Genomic DNA, 25,421 nt, shown 5'->3' with positions numbered 1-25,421 from the left:
AGGTGAAGGACAGAGGATGGGTATCTATCGGCCATAAATCTATCGCTTAACTTTTATGGAACCATTTAATGAGGGGAAAATATAAACGGTTGACCTGTTTTGAAAGCGTTCACTTTGATAGTAAGAAGACTTCTTTGTAATTGAAAGACATGTTTTTGCTATTCCCTTTCCATTCTGGCAACATGGAAGGACATGCATTTGATTTTTGCGGTTTTTTGTTTTGGTACGACAATGAATCACCTGGATATTTTCTTTTTTGTTCTTAGATGGAATTGAAGGGGAATTAAGGGAAATCTACCTGTCTGATTAATGATATTGAGGAAAAACCAAAAAAAGTTTATGATTTTAAAGTACAATGAATGATTCATTTTTATTTAAATAAATAATTTGTTATAGGTGGTCTAAAATGATTAAAAAGCTTCTTGGAAAAGGGAAAGCAAAAAAAGCGCCTAAAATTAAGCTAAAACAAGTTCTGACCATTGCGCAAGAGGAAAATATGCTATTGATTAAAGGAGAATTTTCAATAGAACATTATTGCGCAAAAGAACTATGGCTATATTCTAGGGAAAACGAAGATCAGAAAATAAAAATAGCTGAATCGGTGAGCTCGTCTAAATTTGATTTTAAAGTAGATATGAAAGATTTAATGCGGAAATTAGCAGATGATGAACCGACTGTTTATGACTGTTATATAAAGGTAGCCGTTCCGATTGAAAAGCTGAGCAAGAAAACAGTACTTAATATCGAACATAAAGCTGAATATGTAGAAGAGAACGAACAGGTTCATATTGAATTTCCAATTCGTCTAGGGCGTTTTCAGGAGACGTACACGAACAATTTAAGTATTTACACCTATGAAGATAAACAAAGTATATTCTCGATAACGAATAAAGGAAATATATCTCTTTACATCAATAAAACCCCTAAAATACAGATTAAGTCTCAAATTGAAAAAATGAAAAACAATTCGAAGACCATGCATGTTAATGGTCAAATCTTCACCAAACATTCCGCGATCATAAAAGGTGAGGGCCTAGTTAGAGGAAGACAAAGTGGCAAAGAATATCAGGCCAATCTATCTTTTATTCATAATAAGGAAATGAATATTAAGAAATTTGGACTGAATCGATATATATATGATTTGAAATTGGATTTAGAACAATTAGTCAGTGTGGATTTGGAAGATGATGTATATGATATTTACATGAAATTACATTTACATGATCAGGAAGAGCCGAAAATGGTACGCGTCGGAAGACCGACCACGAGAACTAAATTATTTACAAAAAAGACCGATGTGAGCTCGAATAATGGAGTGGCCATCATCAATCCATATTATACCTTTAAAGCATCCAATTTATCTTTGGAAGTGTTTAACTTCTCTACGGAAAGTTATCGATATTTAAAAAAGATGATGGGATGGAGGCGTTTTTTGGCCCTATTTAAAAAGAAAAAGGATGTTTGGCTAATTGGCGAAAGAACTTATAAAGCCCAAGATACCGGATATCACTTCTTTAAATATATGAGGGAAAACCACCCTGAAAAAGAAGTCTATTATGTAATAGAAGAAAATTCCGTGGAAGCCAAGAACGTCGAGCCCTTTGGAAATATCCTTTATTTCAAGTCAAAGGATCATATTAAAAAGACAATGGAATCGACACGTATCATTTCATCACATCATCCGGATTATTTATATCCTTTAAGAACATCTGAATTTAAAAATCGTGTTAAGGGAGTTAAGGTATTTCTTCAACATGGTGTTATGGGCACTAAGAACATGGTTGCAAACTACGGGAAAAATGCATCCTCCGGTTTTAGTACGGATGTTTTTCTAGTTAGTTCAGACTTCGAAAAGGATATGATCGTAACGGATTTTGGGTACAACGAAAAGGAAGTATTCACGACCGGACTTTCTAGGTTCGACTCACTGTTTAAGGATGATGTTTTAACAAAGCGGCAATTACTCATCATTCCGACATGGCGAGATTGGATTACATCCGATGAAATATTTTTGGAAAGCGAGTATTTCGAAAGGTATCAGAACTTGGTGAATCACCCGGTTTTACATGAGTTATCTAAAAATAATGGGTTTGAAATCATATTTTGCCTTCACCCTAATATGCAGAAATTCACGTCTTATTTTAAAGATGCCCCTGTTCGGGTGATTAGTCAGGGTGAAGTGGATGTCCAAAGGTTAATTAAGGAAAGCGCGATAATGATCACGGACTATTCAAGTGTTGCTTTCGACTTTAGTTTCCTGCATAAACCGGTTATTTACTATCAATTTGATAGAGATCGTTTCATAGGGAAAAGACCGTCACATTTGGATTTGGATAACGATCTTCCGGGTGAAATCGTTGATGAATTGGATGGATTGTTGGGTGTATTAACCGAATACGCCAACACTGATTTTGTCATGAAGAAAAAGTATATCGATAAGGCCAACCGTTTTATTAAATATCGCGATGTCCATTCTAATTCAAGGATATTCGAAGTGATTAAACATGCAGAAAAAGATCAGAATTCACTTATTAAATTATATAACCACCCGATATCAAAACTCATTATGAATCGATTTAGGAAAAGTGAACAGTATTTCCCTGTCATGAAAAAAGTTTATAAAATCATGTCCAGGATCATACCGGTTGACCGGAACCTTATTCTTTTTGAAAGTGGGATAGGGAAGCAATTCTCCGATAGCCCCAAATATATTTATGAAGAACTGGTCAAAAGGGATAATAAATATAAAAAAGTTTGGGTGTATAATGGTAATTTACCGATAAAAGGAAAGAACACGAAGCTGATCAAACGCCTAAGCCCGGAATATTATTATTATTTGGCCAAAGCAGGTTATTGGATAAATAATCAAAACTTCCCTACTTATTTAAGCAAAAGGAAGGAAACGACATATATTCAGACTTGGCATGGAACCCCTTTGAAAAAAATGCTGTTTGATATCGATAATATTCAAGGAAGAGACGAGGGGTACTTGAATCGGGTGCATGGTGCAACGAGGACGTGGGATTATTTAATATCACCAAGTCCATACGCATCCAAAGCCTTCAGAAGTGCTTTTAAATATGAGGGGGAAATATTGGAAACGGGATATCCGAGAAATGATTTGTTTTACAAGGAAGATGCTTCAATGGTTGCCGACTCAGTGATGGAAAAACTGAAGATACCAAAAGGAAAAAAAGTCATCTTATATGCTCCTACATTCCGGGATAATCAAACTTCGAAAAACAATAAATTCATTTTCGAGCTGAAATTTGATTTGGAAAGAATGAAGGAAGAACTAGGGGATGAATATATCCTGTTGTTAAGGATGCATGTTGTTATAAGTAATAATCTCAGCATTCCGAGCGAATTCGAGGATTTCGTGATAAATGTATCCAATTATTCAGATATCCAGGAACTTTACCTGATTTCTGATATATTGATTACGGATTATTCTTCCGTAATGTTCGATTTTGCTAATACTGCCCGGCCGATTTTGTACTACACGTATGACTTGGAAGATTACAGAGATAACATCCGCGGATTCTATATGGACTTTGAAAAGGAAGCACCAGGTCCATTTTTAAAAACGACTGAGGAGATTATCGATACTATTACCAATATTGATGAAATAAACATGCAATACAAAGAGAGATATGGTTTATTTAGAGAGAAGTATTGTGGAATAGAGGATGGTAAAGCTACACAAAGAATCGTGGATAAATTTTTTAATGATTGATTCCTGAAATAAAGGGTATTGTTGCTTTTAAGTAACTGGTAACTGGCTGCCTGATAGAAACATCTATGTTACCTCTACATAAAAGGAGGGAATCGTATGAATTTCTTGGTACGTCAAAAGGCGAGGGAACTTTTAAAGAGCGGTAAAATTTCAATAAAAAATAACCCTGTAGGCTTAAGGAATAAATTTTTAGGAAAAGAAAAAAAGGTCACTGTAGTCACGGCTGCTTATAATGCTGAAAAATTCATCAGAAAAACGATTGAATCAGTAATAAATCAGACAATGGGTATAGATCAGATTGAATATATCATTATTGATGATTGTTCGACTGATGCTACCAATAAAATCATTCAGGAGTATACAGCTAAATATAAAAATATCTGTTCAGTTACTCTTCAAGAAAATAATGGTTCACCTGGGACCCCTAGAAACATTGGAATTGAATTGGGAACATCCAAATATATAACTTTTTTAGACGCGGATGACTGGCTTGACCATGATGGACTGGAAAGCCTCTATAATATCCTGGAGGAAACCGGTGATGATTATGTAGTGGGCAAAACGGTAAAAGTCGAATCTGAGGCAGAGAGTGTCATCGGTGAGTTTGCTTCCATTAAAGAAAGAAGAAGCATCACCCCAATGGATGTTCCGCACTTTTTTTATCATATGGGTCCAACGGCCAGGATGATGAATCTGCCTATGGTTAAAGAACATGAAATTGGTTTTCCGAATATGAAATTCGGTGAAGATAAATGGTTTTTTAATGATGTTTTCTTTAAAGTCAGAGCAGTATCAACTACTAAAAAACCTATTTATTATGTCAATAGGACTTCAGAAAATCCCTCTTCTTTAACACGTGTTACGAATGTGCTGGAAAAAAGAAAAGCGGATATCGACATAATAAAGTATATTCAATCCAAAGACATTGCCATTGAATTGAAAAAGGTGGCCCTTAACCGGATTTATGAGTACGATATTGTAAAAACGTTCGACAGCCAAACTTTTGTGAAATCCAAGAATAAAGAAGATTTTATAGAAATATTAAGGGAAGCTGTCGAAACTGCGAAAAACTTGTCATATGATTTTAAGAATGAATTTAAGGTGCCTATTTATAAATTGGCTCTTGAATTATTCATGGGGGATCGCATTGAGGATTTCGTAAAGTTATTTGAATGGTTAAAGCGAGATTCCAATAAAAAGTATCACATTAAAGACGGTTTACCATATTATGAACTGCCATTTCTGGAGGACGAATATCGTTTTGTCAGGATACCGATGCTTGCCCGTGCAATGGATTCCTTTATCATGGATAATGTCTACCACCAAAGTTTTGAGATTTATGGTGATGATATAGACAACATAGATTCAGTATTGATACGTGATCGAAAAAGAATGGACAATGAAATCAATTGCGGAGTTCAAATAGAAGGTAATAGAGGTCAGTTTACTGTTTCTTTAGAAGAAATTGATAAAATGGAAATGTCATTATTTACAGTGTTCATTCGCTACAATGATTATCAACTGGTGAATATTAAAAGGATCTTGAAAAATAAGATGACGTATAATAAGAAAAATGTGGAGTTTTATACAACAGTGGCAAATAATTTGGGACTGGCAATTAAGTCTTTGGAGTAGCTGTTAGAAGTACGCCAAAAATAAGCTCTCCCTTTTATTGGGTGAGCTTATTTTTAGTTTGAAATGATCATTAATCAATAAAAAGGGAGATCGGATATGTCAAATGAAAATGTACAAACCCCAAAGAGACCTTCCTTTCTATCGTTAGTTAAAAATAAGGCTAAAGCAATTATTTTAAGAGGATATAAAATGGCTTTTGCATTGGCGGGCACAGTGTTGCCAGTGGACCAGAAGCTTGTCATTTTTGAGAGCTTTTTGGGCAAGCAGTATAGCTGTAATCCCCGGGCGATTTATGAATACTTGCAGAGTAACCATCCTGAATATAAAATGTATTGGAGCGTGGATAAAAGATATGCAGCTCTTTTCGAAGAGGCAGGCATTCCATATCTCGATCGTTTTTCATTCAGTTGGCTGCTCAAAATGACAAGGGCCCGTTATTGGGTGACGAACAGCAGGCTTCCGCTTTGGATTCCGAAGCCGAAGCACACGATCTATTTGCAAACGTGGCATGGTACTCCACTAAAGAAGCTTGCGGCGGATATGAATGAAGTTCATATGCCTGGAACGACGACGGATAAATATAAAGAAAATTTCCATGCCGAATCAAGTAAATGGGATTATTTAATCTCACCGAATGCTTATTCAAGTGAAATCTTTGCCCGGGCCTTCAATGTCGATGCCTCTAAAATTCTGGAAACCGGTTATCCACGTAATGATATCCTTTACAACGGGAATAATCGTGATACAATCGACTCATTGAAACAGAAGTTGGGTATACCAATAGAGAAAAAGATCGTTTTATATGCCCCGACTTGGAGGGATGATGAGTTTTATAGCAAGGGAAAATATAAGTTCGAAATAAAACTGGATTTGGATCGAATGAAACGGGAATTGGGGGAGGAGTATGTCATTTTGCTCCGTCTTCATTATTTGGTTTCTGAGAACTTGGATTTATCGGCGTATGAAGGATTCGCCTATGATTTATCCAGTTACGAAGATATTAGTCATTTGTATCTTATTTCGGATTTATTAATAACCGATTATTCATCCGTATTCTTTGATTACGCAAATTTACAGCGTCCGATGCTTTTCTATGTATATGATATTGAAAATTACAGGGATAAGCTTCGCGGATTTTACTTTGATTTCGAAAAGAATGCACCAGGTTTGTTAGTCAAAACATCTGATGCGGTCATTGATAGTATCAAGACGATGAAATATGAAAATACCAATGATATCAATCATTTTCACGAGCGGTTTTGTGCACTCGAGGATGGCCAGGCTTCACGCCGTGTCGTAGAAAAAGTGTTTTTAGGAAGGTCTGTGTAATTTATGAGTTCAGCTTTGACCGTTTTAAAAGAACAAATCAAACATTTTTATTTGGTAAGGCGTTTATCTGTTTATGAGGTGAAAAGTGCCAACAGCAGTAACTACCTGGGAGTCCTATGGGAAATCATCAATCCGATGATACAGATTGCGATTTATTGGTTTGTATTTGGATTTATCATCTTGAATCGCGGGGATGATTTCCTTCCATGGCTGATGGCAGGGATCGTTGTCTGGTTCTTTGTGAACCCGGCCATAACCCAAACGTCCAAATCCGTTTATTCCCGAATGAATATGGTATCCAAGATGAGCTTTCCGATGAGTGTGATTCCATCGTATGTCATCTTTGCTAAGTTGTATCAGCATCTCATGCTGCTGGTAGTCATCATCATCCTATTAGGGTTTACAGGTTACCTCCCTACACTCTACATCTTGCAACTGCCGTATTATGTTGCAGCGACGGTCTTGCTGTTATTTTCATTGGGTTTAATCACTTCAACATTATCAACCATCATTCGTGACGTTCATAATATCATCGTGTCCTTAATGAAAGTCATGTTTTATTTAACACCAATCCTTTGGGTAATGGATGCTAAGGAACATCCTACCATAGTCAACATCATGAAGCTGAATCCACTATATTATATTGTGGAAGGGTATCGAGCTTCGTTGTTGGGGGAATCATGGTATCTGATAGCGCATTGGGAGTATACGCTTTATTTCTGGGCAGTCGTTATCATCTTGTTTATGATAGGTTCCTCGCTGCATGTCAGGTTCAGAGATCGCTTTGTTGACTTTAAGTAAACTGGAAGTGAGAAAATTTGGAAAAATCGGTGGTAGTCAAAGATATAACGAAAAAGTATAAATTATATAATAAAAACTCGGAAAAATTATTGGATCTCCTTTTGCCTAAAAGCTATGGGGAAGAGTACTTCGCTCTGAGGAATGTTAGTTTTGAAGCAGAAAAGGGCGATGTAATAGGATTTGTCGGGGTCAACGGATCAGGTAAATCCACATTGTCCAATATTATTGCAGGCATTGTCCCGCCTACGGACGGAAATGTCCAAACTAATGGGAAAACGGCCTTGATTGCCGTTTCATCGGGCCTGAATAATCAGTTGACGGGCAGGGAAAACATCGAACTGAAAATGCTGATGCTCGGATTCGATAAAAATCGCATCAAAGAACTTGAGCCTGAGATCATTGAGTTTTCGGAGCTTGGTAAGTTCATTGACCAACCGGTGAAATCCTACTCAAGCGGCATGAAGTCCAGGCTTGGTTTTTCCATTTCCGTGCATATCGATCCAGATATCCTGATTATTGATGAAGCCTTATCTGTCGGGGATAAAAACTTTGCTGAGAAGTGTTTAGAGAAAATGAACGAATTTAAGGCAAAGGGCAAAACGATGTTCTTTGTCAGCCATTCAATCGGTCAGATGAAGAAATTTTGCCAAAAGGCATTATGGCTTGAATATGGAGAGTTAAAGGCATACGGTGACATGAAGGAAGTAATGCCGCAATATGAGGCATTCTTAAAAGAATATAACGCCATGTCTAAACAAGAACAGAAAAAATACCGTGAAGAGCAAATGAAAAGGCGTAGTTCCGCACTGGTATGAATGTGAAAAGCAGACCCGGGCTTCGGGTCTGCCTTTTTTTAGTTAAGCACTTCAACATAAGCTTTCTCAAACCGCTCGGCTGCTGTAAGGTGGGAGTATTCGCTTTCCATTTTATACCTTGCTTTCGAAGCTAACTTTGCTGCATATTCAGGGTCTTTAAGCAGAAGGGAGATGGCTTGTGCAAGTGCTTCTTTATTTTTTTCCTCTACTAAAAGGCCATCTTCGCCATCAATGAGAATCTCCTTTAAACCTCCGATTGCGCTTGCAATGACGGGTGAGCGGCAACTCATCGCTTCTAAAGCGGAAATGGAAGTCGCTTCTTCCACCCCGTGGGAATGAACGCTAGGGATGAGTACGATGTCCGATGCTTCATAGAGGTTATGCATTTTCTCGAACGGCACAGAACCCAGGAAAAGTACGGAAGCGGATATATTGAGACTGGCTGCGGTTTCCTCAAGTCGGCTTCGCTGTTCCCCTGTACCTGCATAGACCAAAACGGTTTCAGGATGTTTTTCCAGCACCTCCGGCAAAGCAAGGAGCGGGTAGATGACACCGTTCTTTTCCGTCATTCTTCTCGGAACGAAAAGCATCTTTTTATGTAACGGTATTTGAAAGTCCCGGCGAGTTTGCTCCCGCTTTGCCATCTCCGGTTTAAAAGCGGACACGTCAATGAAGTTCTTGATCGTATCCGCCTCTATATGTGCCAAATGATTTATATAGTCTTTGATCCTTTGATCGACCGTCACAACTTTTGCAGCTGACTGATAAGCTTTTCTTTCTAGCTCGCGAATGATCAAATCTTCTTCACTGTCCGGAAGAAGGGCGCCCCTGCTGACTGCCTCGAATGAATAATATCCATGGACGGTTTGCACCGTTGGTATCCCGGATTCGATGGAAGCGAGGGTTGCGAAAATGTCTTGGGCATTAATGACATCATAGTCCTTTTTCAAGGCGTTAATAGATGAAGCCAATAATTTTTGGCGTTGCCGATCATTGAAAAGCTGGCCGCTCCCCTGTTTTACTTTATTTAATAAAAATCCAGGAGCCTGGGCGAGCATCTTCCTCTTGAAAGCTGGTAATTGAGAGAAAGATAATATGTCCACATTATGGCCCCGTGACATTAACCCCTTTTTTAACGTAGTGATATGGCTCGATAGCCCTCCTTCATGAGGGTAGTTGAAAATCGTTGTGATTAAAATGTTCATATTGGCACTCCTTCTTCTAATGGATTACTTTGATGGTCTGATCCTTTTCATCCCTTGCAGGCTGCGTACTTTAAAAAGCATGGATAATCCGAGATATAATCCGAATACCAGCAGCGTGATGATCACCAATTCCATGATGATGGGCAACGATAGGGTAAGCGGATGGATCCAGAGAGCGATTCCGTAAAGGATGGCTCCGATGATGGTAAGCTTGCCGCTTTCCTGAAAAACATCCCTGAAAGCGGCCTTGTCCGTTTTTCCTGTCTTCAGCCATAGGTAGCCGAAAAGGTAGAGAGATTGCAGGAGCATGGAAATCCCCGATGCTAAAGCAATGCCACCGACGCCGAGATAACGTGATAGAACCCAGCTGAGCAGCACGTTAAGCAAAACGGCAATCAGGCAGGAATACATGGCCACTTTCGTTTTCTTCAAGGCGTAAAAGGCGTTCATCAAATAATCCCTCAGTGCAAAGAACGGGAGGCAAGCTGAATAAAAGAGGAATGCCCTATAAGTCATGTCAGTTGCTGAAGCATCGAAAGCCCCGCGTTGGAAAGCCAGAGTGATTAGGCTGTTTCCGCTGATTAACATGACGACCATGAACGGAATCGCTAGAAATAACAGCGATTTCAACCCTTTTAAGGTCAAATTAAGGAAAGATTGATAGCCTATGAGTGCGCGCTCGACGATTGAAGGGTACAATACGGTAATCAGCGGCGTAAGGACAATGCTCAATGGCAGCCACAGCAGGCGATTCGCATAATTAAGGGCCGATACGCTCCCAGTTTCGAGCGAAGTCGCAATGATCCGATCGACGACACTATTCAACTGGATCGCCAAGGCGGCGATAATGATTGGGTAAAAGGTGAACAGTGTTTGTGCGATCTGCCTTTTATGAGGCAGGAAAGAGACGATGGGCCGGATTCCGTATTTCTTCAATGATGGGTATTGAATAAGGAACTGGCTTGCTGCACCGAACACAAACCCCCAAGCCAGTCCTTCAATCCCAAAGGGAGCAGCGAATAATACGGTGGCTGCTATAATGACCGTGTTTTGTGCAGTTGAAGTGAGTGCCGGCAGAATAAAGCGCTTATTCGCATTCAGGACCCCCGTCGCCATGTATGAAAGCGTGAAAAATAGTAAACTGGGCAGCATGATCCGGGTCAGTGACTCCGTCAGGGCAAGCTCTGAATCGGAGAAACCCGGGGCTGTCATCATGACGAGCGGCTTTATGAAAATCATGCAGGCAATGGTCAGGACTCCGGCAACCAGCATGAAGAAAGAACCTAAAACACTGATGAATTCGTCCGCCTTCTTTGGGTTATCCGCTTTCTTTTCCAAGTAAATAGGAATAACGCCGGCCTGAAGACCGCTGCCGAGAGCCGTAAAAAGAATGGTTGGTATGAGGCTTGCCACGAAAAAAACATCCGCCATGGATGATGCCCCGAAATAGGCGGCTATGATCGATTCCCGCCCGAATCCGAGGACTTTTCCAATGGCTGCAATAATGGTGACGAGCCCGACCGATTTAATGACATTTGAAAGAGTAGGCATATTTTCAATCCTTTAAAATGATGTCCTTCTGTAAACAGAATCCCAAACAACTATAAAATACCAGCGTAAACGTTTTATCTTCGAGAATATTGTAGAAAAGTCCTGCTAGTAATGCGGCCAACATCAGGCAGATGTTGAACGCCGCGAATGCGCCTTTTCCCGATTTCAGGATTTGCCGGCAGGTGAAAAAGATGAATGCAAGAACCGCAAGGAAGCCCAGCACACCAGTTTGGACCAGAATCTGGATATATTGATTATCGGTATACATCCTTTCACCAATTTGGTACTCCTGATAGATTGGTGAGGAGAAGGAAAGTGTGGCAGAATCTCCGAAGGTTGCTAGCCCGGTGCCGATTATCGGGTGATCTTTGAAAATTTCAATTCCCTTGATTAGGACATATAACCGGCCCCATTCCGTACTTTGGTGCAGGGTCTTATCAGAGAACATTTCTGAAAATCGATTGGAGAGGGCATGTTCGTGTTCGGAAGAGGGGGTGCTGCCAATCACCACGTTTTCCATGGGAATCGATGCGGATACCTCCACTTTGCTTGATGCAAATAAAACTGGGTAATAAATAAGAAGCAGGCCGAGACAAAATGCTCCTACAGCATATTTGAGAAATGGTTTATTTCTAGTCCAAATTATAAAGACAAGCGCAGCGAACCCGAATGCGATCATCGTGCCCCGCGAATAGGTAAGCAGTAACGTTCCGGAAATCAGGATGGCTGCCAGGAAGACGATCCATTTATATTTTTTCAGCGATTGAAATAGAAAGAAACCAAGGAATAACTGGATGCTTAAGAATAAGGCAAATACATTAGGATTAGCTGGTGCTCCATATATCCTCATCCGATTTGTTGAAGAAAGATTCCATAGTTCCCATGCGTGGGGAAGCAGAATGGTACGTGAAAAGATTTTCTCCACTATGCCATGCAGGCAAAGTAAGATAGTAAATATTAGGATTACCTTCAAAAAGCGAAAGATATCCTTTCTTTCTAGATTTAATTCACCGATAATGTAAAGAAGCAAGAATGTAATAAGCAATGCACGGAGTTCAAACAAGATGGGGAGGATTCCCACCCCGTTTATGAGTGCAGCACCGGCACCAATTAAACAAAACAACCAAAATGGCGCAGTGAAATGATATTTCGAAAATGGCCATTCGTTCTTTTTGAATTTTTCAATAAGCAAAGAAATGAATAAGGTGAGGATGATCAGGTCACCTGTATAAGTTAAGCCGCTATTCAGTTCCATCAATAGGGGACGGGCAGGGAAATAAATGAATAGAATTAATAACAGGTTTTTTTTATTTATACCGATAAAGACGAGCATCAACGCCGTTGCCATGTAACCGGCGATAGGGTGAGGCACTGCCGATGGGATGAGCAGGCACAGAAATAGAATGGGTAACGATTGTTTTTCTATAAACTTCAATTGATTAACCACCTTTGAATCAAAAATCATGTTCTATGATGTGTATGAAAAAATTTCTTGAATAATACCCCACCCTTTAGATGTATAGTACATATGAAAGGCTGAAGTGAAATGACAGAGAAGTTTGTTGAGATACTAACCATACCATTCATTGATAGCAATATGGATGAGTTCATGAATAGAATGATTTATCCGAGATTGATGAATCAGGAAAAAACGTTTGTCGTTACGGCAAATCCCGAAATAGTCGAGTATGCAAATGAACATAAGGACTATAAAGACATCATTATATCGGCTGATTACATCACTCCGGATGGCGTTGGTATTATTATGGCCTCTAAATGGCTAAATCAACCTTTACAAGAGCGGATTACAGGATTCGACTTGATGAATGAATTATTTCGGGTCGCTGATGAAAAAGCGTTGAAGGTATATCTGCTTGGAGCGGAGGAAAACGTGATTGAAGCAGCGGCCCTGAAAGTAAAAGAATTATACCCGGGTCTCGAGTTGGTGGGATACAACCATGGTTACATTGATATCAAGGATGATGCCCTGCCGAAGTCGATAGCGGAACTTGAACCTGACATCATCTTGACTGCATTAGGGTTCCCCAGGCAGGAGAAATGGGTATCCAGACACTATGCGTTATTCAATAAAGGGTTATTCATGGGAGTAGGGGGAAGCTTTGATGTACTTGCGGGAAAGGTGAACCGCGCCCCGGTTTTCTGGCAAAAAATGCGTCTTGAATGGTTGTACCGACTAATCCAGCAACCTTCACGGTGGAAACGGATGCTTGCGCTGCCAAGATTCGTATTAAAGGTTAGGCGGTTAAGGAAAACGGTGCAGCGTTCCTGAACATAAGGAGTGGACTGGATGAGAATCTTGCACTTGAACGCTGGGAATGAAACCGGCGGCGGTATGTTTCATATTATGTCCTTATTGAACCAATTGAATAAAGAGGAGTGTTTGCTAGGTGTATTTGAAAAGGGTGAACTATACCGGCGGGCCATGTCCTCTGGGATACAAACTGAACTTTTCAAGCAACATTCCAAATATGACCTTTCAATTTTGAAACCTTTAAGGGACTTTATCCGTCTAAATAATATAGACATCATCCATACACATGGTCCGCGGGCCAATATATATGGTGCTTTTATAAAGCGCCTCTTTAAATGCCCATGGCTCCTTACTGTTCACAGTTCGCCTCATCATGATTTTTTAGGGCAGGGTGTAAAAGGGAAATTGTTTACGGGCCTTCATGTAAGGTCATTTCAATATGCTGATCATATACTGGCGGTTTCCGACCGCTTTAAGCAGGACTTGATTGACCAAGGAATCCATTCGACCAAAATAACAAAGATCCTGAACGGAATTGACTTTGAAAAGGAACTGCCTTTCCCGTTTCAAAGAGAAGATTTCGGGTTCGGGAAAGATGACTTCATCATCATCATGCCTGCAAGGCTTGAACCGGTGAAAGGTCATGAATTTGCTTTAGCGGCATTAAGTGAAGTGGTATCGGAATTCCCCCATGTGAAGCTGATACTTGCAGGGGACGGAAGCAGGAGATCCGCTCTGGAAGAGATGGTCTCGGAAAAGGGGTTATCCGATCATGTGTACTTTTTAGGGTATCGTGAAGATTTAGATCGAATCTACCCGTTGGGGGACATCACATTATTGACTTCCTTAAGCGAAAGTTTTCCACTCGTTTTACTTGAAGGAGCAAGATCCGGTCTTCCGGCAATCACTAGTGATGTCGGCGGTGTACAGGAATTGATTCCCGATCGGAGCAAGGGCTGGATAACGGATATCGGCAATGCCGAACAGCTGAAACTGGCCATTTGCAATGCTTTGGAATTAAAAAAATCCGGGGACTTGACAAAGATAGGGCTGGATTTACAAAAATTTGCAAAAAACAACTTTTCTATAGAGATTTTAGCCAATAACGTATATAATGTTTATTTGAGGATGAAAAATTAAAATAAGCATTTATATATAGGTTTTCTTATAGATCGTAACGGGTATTAGATTTTTAGTTGAATTGAGGTGGTTCTTGATGTTAATAGGGGCCTTGTTGGTAGCCTTTTTATTATCCATTTTTTTGACTCCTTTTGTCGGAAAGCTGGCCTTTAAATTAGGAGCTACCGATAAACCGAGTGAGCGAAAAGTGCATAGTAAAATTATGCCGCGCATGGGCGGTTTGGCTATATTTTTGAGTTTTTTCATTACCTTCTTGCTTTTCATGGATGATTTTGGGGAGCAGCTGCCCCTTCTGGTGGGAGCCCTTGTCATCATATTGATCGGGATGGCTGATGATATTTTTGAATTAAGAGCTGCACCCAAATTCCTGGGCCAGGTTTTGGCTGCCCTGATTATTGTATTATGGGGCGGTCTTGAAGTGGAATTCATCAACTTGCCGTTCTTTACCGATACACTTGAGTTTGGTGTTTTCAGTATACCGATCACCATTTTGTGGATTGTCAGCATCATTAATGCAATCAACCTAATAGATGGACTGGATGGTCTTGCAGGCGGTGTCTCGACGATCGCATTAGTGACAATCGCAACTATGGCCCTTATTAAAGGGGATCTATTTGTTGCCATGGTCGCATTGATCGTGATTGGAAGCACCCTTGGTTTCTTGAAATATAACTTCCATCCGGCAAAGATTTTCATGGGGGATACAGGTGCCTTATTCTTAGGTTACATCATTGCCGTTCTTTCCCTTCTAGGGTTTAAAAACGTAACGATGATTTCCTTGATCGTACCGATCATCATTTTGGGTGTTCCCATTTCGGATACATTTTTCGCGATTATCCGCAGGGTCGTCAATAAACAGCCGATCTCGGCTGCTGATAAATCACATTTACATCACTGTTTGATAAACTTGGGATTCACCCATAAGCAAACTGTCTTGCTCATTTATGCTTTAGCTGCTTGCTTTGGTTTAGCGGCCATAATCTTTTCATTTGCCACGATGTGGGGGGCTTTGATCCTTGTAACGGGACTCCTGCTGATCATAGAGATTTTCGTGGAGAAAATTGGCTTGGTCAATTCAAACTACCAGCCGTTGCTCAAGATGCTCAACTTTAAAAACAAGCCATGATCTTTTAGGAATAGATTACTAGATTCGCTAGTTTTATTGGAAAGCCACCAATCGTTTGAAGTAACGGTTGGTGGCTTTTTTTGCAATGCGTGCTTGATCTTATTAGGGCCATTCTTGCGGCAGTATGTGGTTGCAAATAAGACATGGTACGGAATGCATTAAAAACCCCCCACTCATGACGAGTGGGGGGTCGCTTTATTCTTGTATTTGTGATTGAACTGCTTCAGTTTGATTGCCTTCAGCTGGTCCCAAGTTCAAGTGGGATTGAAGCAACAGCTTAGTGTTCGCTAATGATGTATCGTTCAGTTGATAATAATAGGTTCCGTTAATGGTAGAATCCTGTCCTTCAAGTTTGATGGTTTCAAGATTGATGCCTTTATCGGTAGTCACATATTTTATGAAACCTCTCATTTGCGAGAATTTAAGGTTCGTTGTCATATTGTCGCCGACAGCTTCCATTACGTCTGTATATTTCGTCAGTGATCCAGCAGAGGTTGCTTTGGCAATGATGGCTTTCAGCACTTCCTGCTGACGCTCGCCGCGTTGGATATCACTGTCCTTTTTACGTGTCCGTGCAAATGCTAATGCTTCTTCACCATCAACGGTCTGTAATCCTTCTTCGAGGTGGATGGCATTCTTTTTGTCATGTGAATCGATTTCATTTATTTCATAAGGGACGTCGACTTCGATGCCATCCAATGAATCTACGACATCGATGAAAGCATTGAAGTTCATGCGAACATAATAATCGACAGGGACATCGAGTAACTCCTCTACGGTGTCCATCGTCGCTTTCGGTCCGCCGGCTGCATGGGCCGCGTTGATTTTCGTGGTTACGCCTTTGGCTGGCACGTACACATAGGAATCACGCGGAATGCTTAATAGTTTTATAGACTTTTGATCTTTATTGAATGTGGCCAGCATTAAAGCATCCGACCGGGAATTTCCTTTTAAGTCACGGTCCTTGCTATCATCGATTCCTATGAAAAGTATCGAGAAATTATCTTCGAGCGGGTCGATCGCTGCATCCCGCTTTGCTGAAGCTTCCACAGGGTCATAGGAATCATTGAATACATTCTGGGCTTTCATATACAGGGTTGCAGCATACGTAGAAGCCCCCAGACCAAGTACCAGAAGGGGAACAAGCAATAACCAAAGCCTCTTTCGCCTTTTTTTCTTTGTTTTTTTAATTTTATAAACACGCCTAGTAGTAGACATCTTTTTCTTCTCCTTTTAAATAACGAACATCAGACATATATCGCTATTTTTCGAATCCTGCAGTTTATATTTCGTCATATATTACACCTAATTTTACAATGATTTAATAATTTCGTAAAATAAATATTTCTTTTCAATTATATTACAGCAAAAAAAAGGGAAAATATGCAGGAGTATATCAGGAGAATTCCTCTTCCAAATAAAGCATTTCTTCCTCGGTGATATGGCCCTGACCATTTGTCAGCTCTGTAATCCAAGCGATATATGTCTCTTTTTGTGTTTCCTCAACATATACAAGGATATTGACCTGATCAAGGTATTGAATTTCCTTTATTTGATAAATGGAAGAGCGCAATTCGTTTTCCAATTTTCCAAGCCAGGTATAGTCGACGGTTGTCGAAATGACCCGCATCAGTTTCCTAATGACGACACCAGTGGCATTTATCCCTTCTGAAGTCGCTTTGCTGTAAGCGCGAATGAGACCGCCAGCACCAAGTTTGATGCCGCCAAAATACCGAGTGACCACAACAGCTGTGTCTTTCAGTTCTTTCTTCTTAAGCACTTCTAGGATAGGGACGCCTGCAGTTCCGCTCGGTTCCCCATCGTCGAGGGCTTTTTGGATTTGATTTTGTTCCCCGATCATATAAGCTGAACAATTATGTGTAGCATCTTTGTGCTTTTTCTTGATTTCCTGGATAAAGGCCTGTGCGGCATCTTCGGTTTCGACCCGGGCGATGTGGGAAATAAAACGGGATTTTTCAATGACGATTTCATGTTCGCCGCGACCTGCCACCGTTAAATATTGAGTGAGCATATTATTCCACCTTCGTGCTTCCTATTAGTTGATTTATTATAAGGCTTTGCGGAAAAAGTGGCAATCACGATTCATTTACATACTGCATGTGTAAAGAAACTTTAATATAAGATAAAGATGTACGTGTTATAATTAATTTCATTGCCTGTTATTGTTATTAGCTGGTCATATATGCTTAAAAGAATAACATTATAGGAAAAACATGAGTTCTGTGCCATTATCCTGGCTTTACCTTAACGTGTCCTCTCATTTCAAGGATTTTGCCATTTAATAAATGCATCTGTTTCATATGATAATCAATGGAGCGGAATATCCCATTTGATTGAAAAGGATATTTTGTATTAGGATAATTGATATGGCTTTCGGCCTTTAATAGGCAGACTTAATGGCCGGATTATGAGATGTATAGTAAGTATGTACATTTTATGGAAATCAAAAAGGGAATTAACGTATTTTTAAACTTTTTTTGGTACAATATGTTCATGAAGGTTACTTCATACAAATGTTTCCTGAAATTTAACCATTCATGAAAAAGGGAAAGAACTTTTTTCCATATACATAGTCTTTAAGACAATAAATTGTTTAAGTCTTTTGATTTAAGTGGAGGGATCTTAATGTCCATAAAAAAGGTTGATGCTAAAGCATTGGACAAGATCTTAGAAACAATGGTGAGCACTGTTAGTGAAAGTAAGGATGAAGTCTTTGATATCGGCGAACAATGCCGAAAGGACTTCGAGACATTATCAAAAGAGCTTGATGATGTGAAAATCAGGGTTGCCATTGTGATAACCGACAGCGATGCACTGGATTCAAAAGCCAGGTTTGCTCGAAAAAGGCTTTCAGAAGTCAGTATGCACTTCAACCATTTTTCTGAAGAACAAGTGCGCGATGCTTATGAAAGGGCACATAAGCTGCAAGTCGATTTACAAATTAACCGGCAATTGGAGAAAGAGCTCCGTAATCGCCGGGATGAACTTGAGTTAAGGTTAAGGGGTTTGCAGCAGACGATCGATAAAGCGGTGCATCTCGTCTCGCAAATATCGGTGGTGCAGAATTATTTGACACAAGATCTTAAATTTGTGGGGGAAGCCCTTCAAGAAGCGAAACGCAAGCAGGACTTCGGCCTGAAAATAATCGAAGCCCAGGAGCAGGAACGTAAAAAGCTCTCACGTGAAATCCATGATGGTCCGGCGCAAATGCTGGCAAACGTCATGATGCGCTCAGACCTGATAGAACGAGTGCAGCGGGAGAGAGGTCCTGATGAAGCGTTAGTGGAAATCCGCAGTTTAAAGGTCATGGTAAGGAATGCTTTATATGAAGTGCGAAGAATCATCTATGACCTTCGGCCTATGGCGCTTGATGATTTAGGACTTGTTCCTACCCTCAGAAAGTACCTGCAAACGACCGAAGACTATAATAATGGCGTGAATCTGAATTTCGTCAACCTTGGGCAGGTCAAAAGGCTCCCTTCCGATATGGAGGTCGCATTATTCAGGCTGGTTCAAGAGGCTGTACAAAATTCATTGAAGCACGCGGACCCAAAACAGATTCAAGTTAAACTGTCCATTTCCAAGGAGATGGTGACCGTCGTCGTCAAAGATGATGGAAAGGGGTTTGACTCTTCGATTCAAAAAGAAGGCTCATTTGGCTTGGTTGGAATGAGAGAAAGAGTCGAGCTGCTGGAAGGTGAAATGACTATCGATTCACAACCGGGAGCAGGCACTTTGGTATTTATCCAAATTCCCTACCATTTAAATAATAGAGAATAGACATATTAAATAGAAACTAGGAGGAAGAAGCCGTTGAAGACTAGTATCGTCATAATCGATGACCATCAGCTTTTCCGTGAAGGCGTAAAGCGCATATTAGATTTTGAATCATCCTTTGATGTTGTTGCCGAGGGTGATGACGGAAGCGAAGCTATGGATCTTGTTGAAACACATAAACCTGATGTTGTTATCATGGATATCAACATGCCGAACATGAATGGGGTCGAAGCTACAAAAATGCTTGTGAGCCGTTACCCTGAAACAAAAGTCATCATCCTTTCCATTCATGATGATGAAAACTACGTGCAGCACGCATTGAAAACAGGAGCACAAGGTTATCTGTTGAAAGAGATGGACGCAGACGCGTTGATCGATGCTGTGCGTGTAGTCGCTGAAGGCGGCTCATACCTTCATCCGAAGGTCACCCATAACTTAGTTAAAGAATATCGCCGTTTAGCAGCTGAAGAGGGTGCTGATCGTGATTCCGTACATACGATAGAAATCAGGAGGCCGCTTCACCTATTGACTCGACGTGAATGTGAAGTGCTTCAGCTTTTAGCTGACGGGAAAAGCAACCGGGCCATCGGCGAAACTCTATATATCAGTGAAAAAACAGTCAAGAACCATGTGAGTAACATTCTTCAGAAGATGAATGTGAATGACCGTACACAAGCGGTTGTCCTAGCTATTAAAAACGGCTGGGTAGAAGTGAAGTAATCAAAGCGTTCGATAAGTCCGGCTCTTCAGATTCCGCAATGCGTGCTGAAGGGCTGGATTTTTTTGTTTGATGTGATCATATTCAAATTTTTGGTAATTAAAAAATCTGTTTAATGCAAATAAAGGCATTTTCAGATAGAATGTTGAATATAATACGAATTAAATTTTTATAAGGATGGTACTGATATGAAAACCGCAGTCGTAACAGATAGCACTGCATATATACCAAAGGAAATGCGTGATCGTTTACATATACATATGATGCCGCTTAATGTCATTTTTTCCAATGAAGCTTACCGGGAGGAAATTGATATTACTGCGGATGAGTTTTATGAGGAAGTAAAGAGGCAGGAGAAATTGCCGACCACTTCACAGCCTCCAATCGGGAAGTTTGTCGAGAAGTTCGAGGAACTGCAAAAAGAATATGATGATGTTATTTCCATTCATTTATCGAGCGGCATCAGCGGCACGTATCAAGGAGCGGTATCTGCAGGTGAAATGGTCGAGGGAATCAGGGTTCATGCGTTTGATTCGGAAATCAGCTGCATGGTACAGGGGTTTTACGTGATCGAGGCGGCAAAGATGGCACTTGATGGCAAAGGTGCAGAAGAAATCATGGCCAGGCTTGAAGAAATGAAACCATCGGTCAAGGCATACTTCATGGCAGATGACCTCTCCCATCTCCAGCGCGGCGGCCGCTTAAGCAGTGCCCAAGCTTTGATCGGCAGTCTGCTTCAAGTGAAGCCGGTGCTCCATTTTGTTGATAAAGTCATCGTCCCATCCGAAAAAATCCGTACAAGAAAAAAAGCGATGAAACGGATTGCCGATTTACTTGGACAAGAGGCGGCGAGCGGCGAGAAATATAAGGCCGTCATCATTCATGCAAAACGGGAAAGTGAAGCCAAAGACTGGAAAGCGGAACTTGAAGCCCGGTTCCCGAATGTCGAATTCGACATCAGCTACTTCGGCCCAGTAATCGGAACGCATCTGGGCGAAGGCTCGATGGGGATGGGCTGGTATAAAATTTAAGCTTTGACGCCTTTACTAAGTGAAAGGCGTTTTTTTATGAACAAAAAGGAATCCGGGAGTTAAAAGCGAATGATAAGGGGGAGTGTAATTTATCAAGAAATGGAGGTTACAGTTTGAAAAAAACGAGCAATTCCCCGCCTTATTCCCCTGAACTTCAGAACCATCTCACCGGAAAACATCTTTTGGCCTTCGAAATCCCCTTCTCCCAAGAAATCCTCACAGAGCACCTCAAGAATGGGTATGTCTCGGAAACTTGCGGCGTGCAATCCGGGAACGGCAGTTATCGCTGTGTACGCTGCGGTAACAAAGATCAAACCTTGTTTTATACTTTCCCTTGCAAGATTTGCAATCAGGATTGCACTTACTGCCGCTCATGCATCATGATGGGACGGGTCAGTGAATGTGCAAAGCTTTATAGGTGGACCGGTCCCGGCATTCAATATACGATTCCTGACAATGTGATGAGGTGGATGGGCACTTTATCGGCAGGTCAACAGAATGCGTCCGACTGTGTCGTTGAAGCCGTAAACGGAAAAGATGAATTCCTAGTATGGGCTGTATGCGGGGCAGGGAAGACGGAGGTGTTATTTCCAGCGATTGAGGCAGCCTTGCTTGCCGGGAAACGGATTTGTTTGGCAACACCGCGTACCGATGTCGTTCTCGAACTCTCCCCAAGGTTAAAAAAAGCTTTTCCTGCCATTGAAGTCACTATCCTCCATGCCGGCAGTGAAGATCGACATGGTTTTTCGCCACTGACCGTTTCCACGACCCATCAGCTTTTCCGTTTTATTGATGCTTTCGATGTCATCATCGTTGATGAAGTCGATGCGTTTCCCTACTCAATGGATGATTCGCTGCATTATGCGGTTAATAAGTCGAAAAAGGTATCCGCGGCAACCATCTACATGACCGCCACACCTTCGAAGAGCATGCGGCGGCTATACCGAAGCGGCAAATTGAAAGCCTTCATAATCCCGGCCCGTTATCATCGCCAGCCAATCCCCGTTCCTGAAATGAAGTGGAGCGGCAATTGGCAAAAACTATTCCTTCAACAAAAGATTCCATCGAAAATCAACGCATGGGTAAGTGAGCGCCTTAACCAGAATATCCCCTTCCTATTGTTTTTTCCAAGCATCAAAGTGATGGAGCAAGTCCTTCCGCTGTTTCAAAGGCTGTCCCCTGAATTATCAATTGTCCACTCCCGGCACCCTGATCGAAAGGAAAAAGTAATGGCCTTAAGGAATGGACTCGTTCCGGGATTACTGACCACGACCATCCTGGAACGGGGCGTGACAATCGAGCGGTTGGAAGTAGCCGTGATCGGTGCTGAACATGAAGTGTTTTCTGAAAGTGCTCTCGTTCAGATTGCCGGCAGGGTAGGGAGAAGCTTTGCGAACCCTTCCGGGACGGTCACCTTTTTTCATTACGGTAAAAGTGAAGCGATGGCCGAGGCGGTCCGCCATATACAGATGATGAATAAAAATGCCATGAAAAGGGGGCTGCTGGATGAATAGATGTCTAGTTTGTGATGAAGGAATGAAGCAAGCTTTGACATGGGGGAGCCTGCTTAAGCAGGCCGAGGCAAGGGCAATCTGTGAAGGATGTGAGGGGAAACTTAATAGGATAACCGGAGATACATGTACAATGTGCTCAAGGGAGCTGGGAGGGGACCATATGACCGGTGACCTCTGTCCCGATTGTTCAAGATGGGAAAGGAATAGGGAATGGGGAGGCTATTTGTCGAAGAACATAGCGCTATTTCATTATAATGAATACTTAAAAGATCTGATTGCTAAATATAAGTACCGGGGTGATTATGCGTTAGCTGAGATTTTCGTCCCTTTCCTGAAAGAAAGGTTAAAGGAGGTGGAGTTTGACCTGGTAACCGCCATCCCGCTTAGCGATGAACGGCTTAAGGAGCGGGGGTTCAACCAGGGAAAGGCTTTGGCAGATCTAGTTGGACTTCATACGGTTGAGACCTTGACAAGAATCCATACCGAAAAACAATCAAAAAAATCTCGTCAAGAGAGAATGTCATTACCGCAGGTTTTTCAGGTCATGCAATCTGATATGCTGGAGCATAAATCCATTTTGATCATCGATGACATTTACACAACTGGCACAACTCTCAGGCATGCAGCAAAGGCATTGATAACGGCTGGGGCCAAAGAAGTATCCTCGATCACCCTGGCTAGGTGAAAAAGCTTATTTTAATAAAACTTCCTAAAGTATCGCCGGGATTATTCGATATATACAGTACTGAAGAATAATCGCCGTGATGGTGAAGGAGGGGCATCGATGGATGTATTCAACTGTCCAAACTGTAATTCGTTATTCGTTATGACGAAATTCCGTGATGTGTGCGATGCCTGTTATAAAGAAGAAGAAGCCCAATATGATAAAGTGTATGCATATATTCGCAAGAAAACAAATAGAACGGCGTCCATGATGCAGGTGGTTATGGAAACCGGCGTTGAAGAAAGGTTAATTATTAAATTTGTGAGAACCGGAAAGCTGAGAATTTCACAGTTTCCCAATCTCGGAATTCCTTGTGAAAAGTGCGGCGCCAACATCAAGAGCGGAAGGTTATGCGGCAAATGCGGCAATTCGCTCGTTAAGGATTTGCAGGCATTTGAAAATGAAGAAAAGCGCCTGACTGAAATTCAAGGAAATGATAAAAAAAATACGTACTACATGAAAGATTAGCAAAAAGGGTAATTCATTCATGGAAACATAATGCCGTTTTTGTTAGAATATTCGATATTGAGAACAATATTCGACAATGGGTGTCGAAGGAAAGATTACAGCAAACAATTAAAGAAATCAGTTCCTTGTCGATAAAAAAGATAGGGAGAATAACACAGTCCAGAGCCATTTTCATGTGTTAAGGAATCGAAACATAATGGGATTTATAAAATCGACCGAAGGAGAGGATCTGGAATATGAAAATCAATAACGTCGGTATGACGGGTGTTAACCCTTATAATCTTCAAGCCAATAAAACGGGGAATATCAAGGAATCCAAGGTCAAATCCTCGGATAAAGTTGAAATTTCTTCAGCGGCAAAAGAAATGCAGCAATCATCTCCGATTCTTGCTGCAAGACAAGCAAAAGTGGATGAACTGAAAATCCAGGTTGAAAAAGGAAATTATAAATTGAATGCACAAGCAACGGCTAAGGGTCTCATCGATTTTTACCGGAAATGAATTTTCCATGAAAAAGAAGCTTGAATGAAGTGGACGGAGCAAGTTTCCGTCCTTCATTTTTGAGCGGAGGAGGCAGCGGGATATCCAGGAAATGAATAAGAAGAAAAAACCTCCAATAAATACACGGATCCGTATGAAAGTCTATCAGTGGATGGCGTGTTCTATGATAAAAGAAATTGATTTCCTTACTTTTTGGAGTCCAAACGGTTTCCATGTTAAATATTTTTAAATTTTCTGTAAATAAAATAGGCTTAATTTTTTCTTTCTAGCATAGCATTTGATATAATGAAGCTAGGGCAGACATCAACCCTTTCCAAACCTTCCGATAATTGTTTCATTATTTCGACATATTTCATGATGTGTTTCTAAAAGGAACCGGAGGGGTATTGTAGAATCTAACTGTATAGTCTTAATTTAAGGAGGACTCACTTTATGAATTACAACGTACGCGGTGAAAACATTGAGGTAACTCCAGCAATTCGAGAATACGTCGAAAAGAAAATTGGCAAGTTAGAACGATATTTTAACAATACACCAGATGCAAATGTGTTAGTCAATTTAAAAGTGAACAATAATACATCAAAGGTCGAAGTGACGATTCCCATGCAGAATTTGGTTCTTCGCGCTGAAGAGGAAAATGCGGATATGTATGCTGCCATTGACTTGATCAATGATAAGCTTGAACGCCAAATTCGTAAACATAAAACGAAGGTCAATCGCAAGTTCCGAAACAATCTATCGACTACACCCGATGCATTCGCCTTCAATACGGAAGCTGACGAAGTGGTGGATGAATTCGAAGACGATAATGATATTGAAGTGGTCCGCAATAAACGCTTTGATTTAAAGCCAATGGACAGTGAAGAAGCGATTTTACAAATGAATATGCTTGGTCACAGTTTCTTCGTTTACACGAATGCGGATACTAATACAACAAACGTAGTGTACCGCCGAAAAGATGGACGCTATGGATTGATTGAACCTAGTTAATTATTATTCTAAGATCAAAAGCACAGCCCAGCCTCTGGGTTGTGCTTTTTTGCATGTTGATAGAATCC

20 protein-coding genes and 1 pseudogene are annotated in these 25,421 nt (G+C 40.9%); 16 read left to right on the top strand and 5 right to left on the bottom strand.

What is annotated here, in order from left to right; all coding sequences use genetic code 11:
* Window positions 1-406 precede the first annotated feature (406 nt).
* The 5 genes and pseudogenes from AC1DVB_RS00740 (at window position 407) to tagH (ending at window position 8,316) form a co-directional block, all read left to right on the top strand.
* On the top strand, window positions 407-3,736 hold the full coding sequence (locus tag AC1DVB_RS00740; protein ID WP_477587796.1) for a CDP-glycerol glycerophosphotransferase family protein: 3,330 nt from the start codon (window positions 407-409) through the stop codon (window positions 3,734-3,736).
* A gap of 96 nt (window positions 3,737-3,832) precedes the next feature.
* Window positions 3,833-5,371, top strand: a complete 1,539-nt coding sequence (locus AC1DVB_RS00735) for a glycosyltransferase family 2 protein (RefSeq protein WP_477587794.1) — start codon at window positions 3,833-3,835, stop codon at window positions 5,369-5,371.
* A 123-nt stretch (window positions 5,372-5,494) separates the two neighbouring features.
* Window positions 5,495-6,700: pseudogene (locus AC1DVB_RS00730) on the top strand (CDP-glycerol glycerophosphotransferase family protein); the annotation flags it as partial.
* A 3-nt stretch (window positions 6,701-6,703) separates the two neighbouring features.
* Window positions 6,704-7,501, top strand: coding sequence for an ABC transporter permease (locus AC1DVB_RS00725; protein WP_239859787.1), 798 nt, complete (start codon window positions 6,704-6,706; stop codon window positions 7,499-7,501).
* Between the two features lie 17 nt (window positions 7,502-7,518).
* The gene (tagH, locus tag AC1DVB_RS00720; RefSeq protein WP_057278145.1) at window positions 7,519-8,316 is read left to right on the top strand and encodes a teichoic acids export ABC transporter ATP-binding subunit TagH; all 798 of its coding nucleotides are present in this window, start codon (window positions 7,519-7,521) and stop codon (window positions 8,314-8,316) included.
* Between the two features lie 38 nt (window positions 8,317-8,354).
* Here tagH and AC1DVB_RS00715 read toward each other — a convergent pair whose 3' ends face one another.
* From AC1DVB_RS00715 to AC1DVB_RS00705, 3 genes are read right to left on the bottom strand one after another with little or no spacing between them, the layout of a single operon-like run.
* Window positions 8,355-9,521, bottom strand: coding sequence for a glycosyltransferase family 4 protein (locus AC1DVB_RS00715; protein ID WP_057278144.1), 1,167 nt, complete (start codon window positions 9,519-9,521; stop codon window positions 8,355-8,357).
* A gap of 24 nt (window positions 9,522-9,545) precedes the next feature.
* Entirely contained in the window at window positions 9,546-11,072 is a 1,527-nt protein-coding gene (gene murJ / locus AC1DVB_RS00710) for a murein biosynthesis integral membrane protein MurJ (RefSeq protein ID WP_057278143.1), read from the bottom strand.
* A 4-nt stretch (window positions 11,073-11,076) separates the two neighbouring features.
* Entirely contained in the window at window positions 11,077-12,507 is a 1,431-nt protein-coding gene (locus AC1DVB_RS00705; RefSeq protein ID WP_477587791.1) for an O-antigen ligase family protein, read from the bottom strand.
* Between the two features lie 111 nt (window positions 12,508-12,618).
* Here AC1DVB_RS00705 and AC1DVB_RS00700 point away from each other — a divergent pair, with 111 nt between their 5' ends.
* The 3 genes from AC1DVB_RS00700 to AC1DVB_RS00690 all read left to right on the top strand — a co-directional run bounded on the left by AC1DVB_RS00700 (window position 12,619) and on the right by AC1DVB_RS00690 (window position 15,610).
* Window positions 12,619-13,362 carry a WecB/TagA/CpsF family glycosyltransferase gene (locus tag AC1DVB_RS00700; protein WP_057278141.1) on the top strand — a complete coding sequence of 248 codons (744 nt, stop codon included), beginning with the start codon at window positions 12,619-12,621 and terminating at the stop codon, window positions 13,360-13,362.
* An 18-nt stretch (window positions 13,363-13,380) separates the two neighbouring features.
* Complete coding sequence (locus AC1DVB_RS00695) at window positions 13,381-14,484, top strand: glycosyltransferase family 4 protein (RefSeq protein ID WP_454861951.1); 1,104 nt, start codon at window positions 13,381-13,383, stop codon at window positions 14,482-14,484.
* Window positions 14,485-14,560: 76 nt separating this feature from the next.
* Window positions 14,561-15,610, top strand: a complete 1,050-nt coding sequence (locus tag AC1DVB_RS00690) for a glycosyltransferase family 4 protein (protein WP_057278139.1) — start codon at window positions 14,561-14,563, stop codon at window positions 15,608-15,610.
* Between the two features lie 195 nt (window positions 15,611-15,805).
* Here the strand turns inward: AC1DVB_RS00690 and AC1DVB_RS00685 are convergent, their stop codons facing one another.
* Together AC1DVB_RS00685 and AC1DVB_RS00680 are read right to left on the bottom strand one after the other, a co-directional pair.
* On the bottom strand, window positions 15,806-16,828 hold the full coding sequence (locus AC1DVB_RS00685; RefSeq protein WP_268564581.1) for an LCP family protein: 1,023 nt from the start codon (window positions 16,826-16,828) through the stop codon (window positions 15,806-15,808).
* A 178-nt stretch (window positions 16,829-17,006) separates the two neighbouring features.
* Window positions 17,007-17,642 carry a YigZ family protein gene (locus AC1DVB_RS00680; RefSeq protein ID WP_057278137.1) on the bottom strand — a complete coding sequence of 212 codons (636 nt, stop codon included), beginning with the start codon at window positions 17,640-17,642 and terminating at the stop codon, window positions 17,007-17,009.
* Between the two features lie 614 nt (window positions 17,643-18,256).
* Between AC1DVB_RS00680 and AC1DVB_RS00675 the strand changes: the two genes are divergently transcribed.
* The 8 genes from AC1DVB_RS00675 (at window position 18,257) to hpf (ending at window position 25,353) form a co-directional block, all read left to right on the top strand.
* Window positions 18,257-19,411, top strand: a complete 1,155-nt coding sequence (locus AC1DVB_RS00675) for a sensor histidine kinase (protein WP_034315684.1) — start codon at window positions 18,257-18,259, stop codon at window positions 19,409-19,411.
* Window positions 19,412-19,444: 33 nt separating this feature from the next.
* A complete protein-coding gene (locus tag AC1DVB_RS00670) occupies window positions 19,445-20,128 on the top strand; it encodes a response regulator (protein WP_048687855.1) in 684 nt (227 codons plus the stop codon).
* 186 nt (window positions 20,129-20,314) lie between these two features.
* A complete protein-coding gene (locus AC1DVB_RS00665; RefSeq protein WP_477587787.1) occupies window positions 20,315-21,157 on the top strand; it encodes a DegV family protein in 843 nt (280 codons plus the stop codon).
* Window positions 21,158-21,270: 113 nt separating this feature from the next.
* Entirely contained in the window at window positions 21,271-22,671 is a 1,401-nt protein-coding gene (locus AC1DVB_RS00660; protein WP_477587785.1) for an ATP-dependent helicase ComFA, read from the top strand.
* A complete protein-coding gene (locus AC1DVB_RS00655; RefSeq protein ID WP_095678723.1) occupies window positions 22,664-23,356 on the top strand; it encodes a ComF family protein in 693 nt (230 codons plus the stop codon). The genes AC1DVB_RS00660 and AC1DVB_RS00655 overlap by 8 nt, the downstream gene beginning before the upstream one ends.
* A 99-nt stretch (window positions 23,357-23,455) precedes the next feature.
* Window positions 23,456-23,863 (top strand): TIGR03826 family flagellar region protein, encoded by a 408-nt coding sequence (locus AC1DVB_RS00650; protein ID WP_095678722.1) that lies wholly within the window; start codon window positions 23,456-23,458, stop codon window positions 23,861-23,863.
* A gap of 236 nt (window positions 23,864-24,099) precedes the next feature.
* On the top strand, window positions 24,100-24,363 hold the full coding sequence (flgM, locus tag AC1DVB_RS00645) for a flagellar biosynthesis anti-sigma factor FlgM (protein WP_063595755.1): 264 nt from the start codon (window positions 24,100-24,102) through the stop codon (window positions 24,361-24,363).
* Between the two features lie 432 nt (window positions 24,364-24,795).
* Window positions 24,796-25,353, top strand: coding sequence for a ribosome hibernation-promoting factor, HPF/YfiA family (gene hpf, locus AC1DVB_RS00640; protein ID WP_048684017.1), 558 nt, complete (start codon window positions 24,796-24,798; stop codon window positions 25,351-25,353).
* The last annotated feature ends 68 nt before the right edge of the window (window positions 25,354-25,421 follow it).

Source organism: Peribacillus sp. P4_D6, from assembly GCF_056401795.1.
The sequence above is the reverse complement of the archived record's forward strand: the minus strand, read 5'-3'. Positions and strand labels throughout refer to the sequence as shown.

Coding starts and splice junctions, on each gene's coding strand:
- murJ (WP_057278143.1), bottom strand. CDS start 11,072: ATGCCTACTCTTTCAAATGTCATTAAATCGGTCGGGCTCGTCACCATT.
- hpf (WP_048684017.1), top strand. CDS start 24,796: ATGAATTACAACGTACGCGGTGAAAACATTGAGGTAACTCCAGCAATT.
- AC1DVB_RS00700 (WP_057278141.1), top strand. CDS start 12,619: ATGACAGAGAAGTTTGTTGAGATACTAACCATACCATTCATTGATAGC.
- AC1DVB_RS00740 (WP_477587796.1), top strand. CDS start 407: ATGATTAAAAAGCTTCTTGGAAAAGGGAAAGCAAAAAAAGCGCCTAAA.
- AC1DVB_RS00665 (WP_477587787.1), top strand. CDS start 20,315: ATGAAAACCGCAGTCGTAACAGATAGCACTGCATATATACCAAAGGAA.
- flgM (WP_063595755.1), top strand. CDS start 24,100: ATGAAAATCAATAACGTCGGTATGACGGGTGTTAACCCTTATAATCTT.
- AC1DVB_RS00685 (WP_268564581.1), bottom strand. CDS start 16,828: ATGTCTACTACTAGGCGTGTTTATAAAATTAAAAAAACAAAGAAAAAA.
- AC1DVB_RS00715 (WP_057278144.1), bottom strand. CDS start 9,521: ATGAACATTTTAATCACAACGATTTTCAACTACCCTCATGAAGGAGGG.
- AC1DVB_RS00725 (WP_239859787.1), top strand. CDS start 6,704: ATGAGTTCAGCTTTGACCGTTTTAAAAGAACAAATCAAACATTTTTAT.
- AC1DVB_RS00675 (WP_034315684.1), top strand. CDS start 18,257: ATGTCCATAAAAAAGGTTGATGCTAAAGCATTGGACAAGATCTTAGAA.
- AC1DVB_RS00650 (WP_095678722.1), top strand. CDS start 23,456: ATGGATGTATTCAACTGTCCAAACTGTAATTCGTTATTCGTTATGACG.
- AC1DVB_RS00690 (WP_057278139.1), top strand. CDS start 14,561: ATGTTAATAGGGGCCTTGTTGGTAGCCTTTTTATTATCCATTTTTTTG.
- AC1DVB_RS00695 (WP_454861951.1), top strand. CDS start 13,381: ATGAGAATCTTGCACTTGAACGCTGGGAATGAAACCGGCGGCGGTATG.
- AC1DVB_RS00680 (WP_057278137.1), bottom strand. CDS start 17,642: ATGCTCACTCAATATTTAACGGTGGCAGGTCGCGGCGAACATGAAATC.
- AC1DVB_RS00735 (WP_477587794.1), top strand. CDS start 3,833: ATGAATTTCTTGGTACGTCAAAAGGCGAGGGAACTTTTAAAGAGCGGT.
- AC1DVB_RS00655 (WP_095678723.1), top strand. CDS start 22,664: ATGAATAGATGTCTAGTTTGTGATGAAGGAATGAAGCAAGCTTTGACA.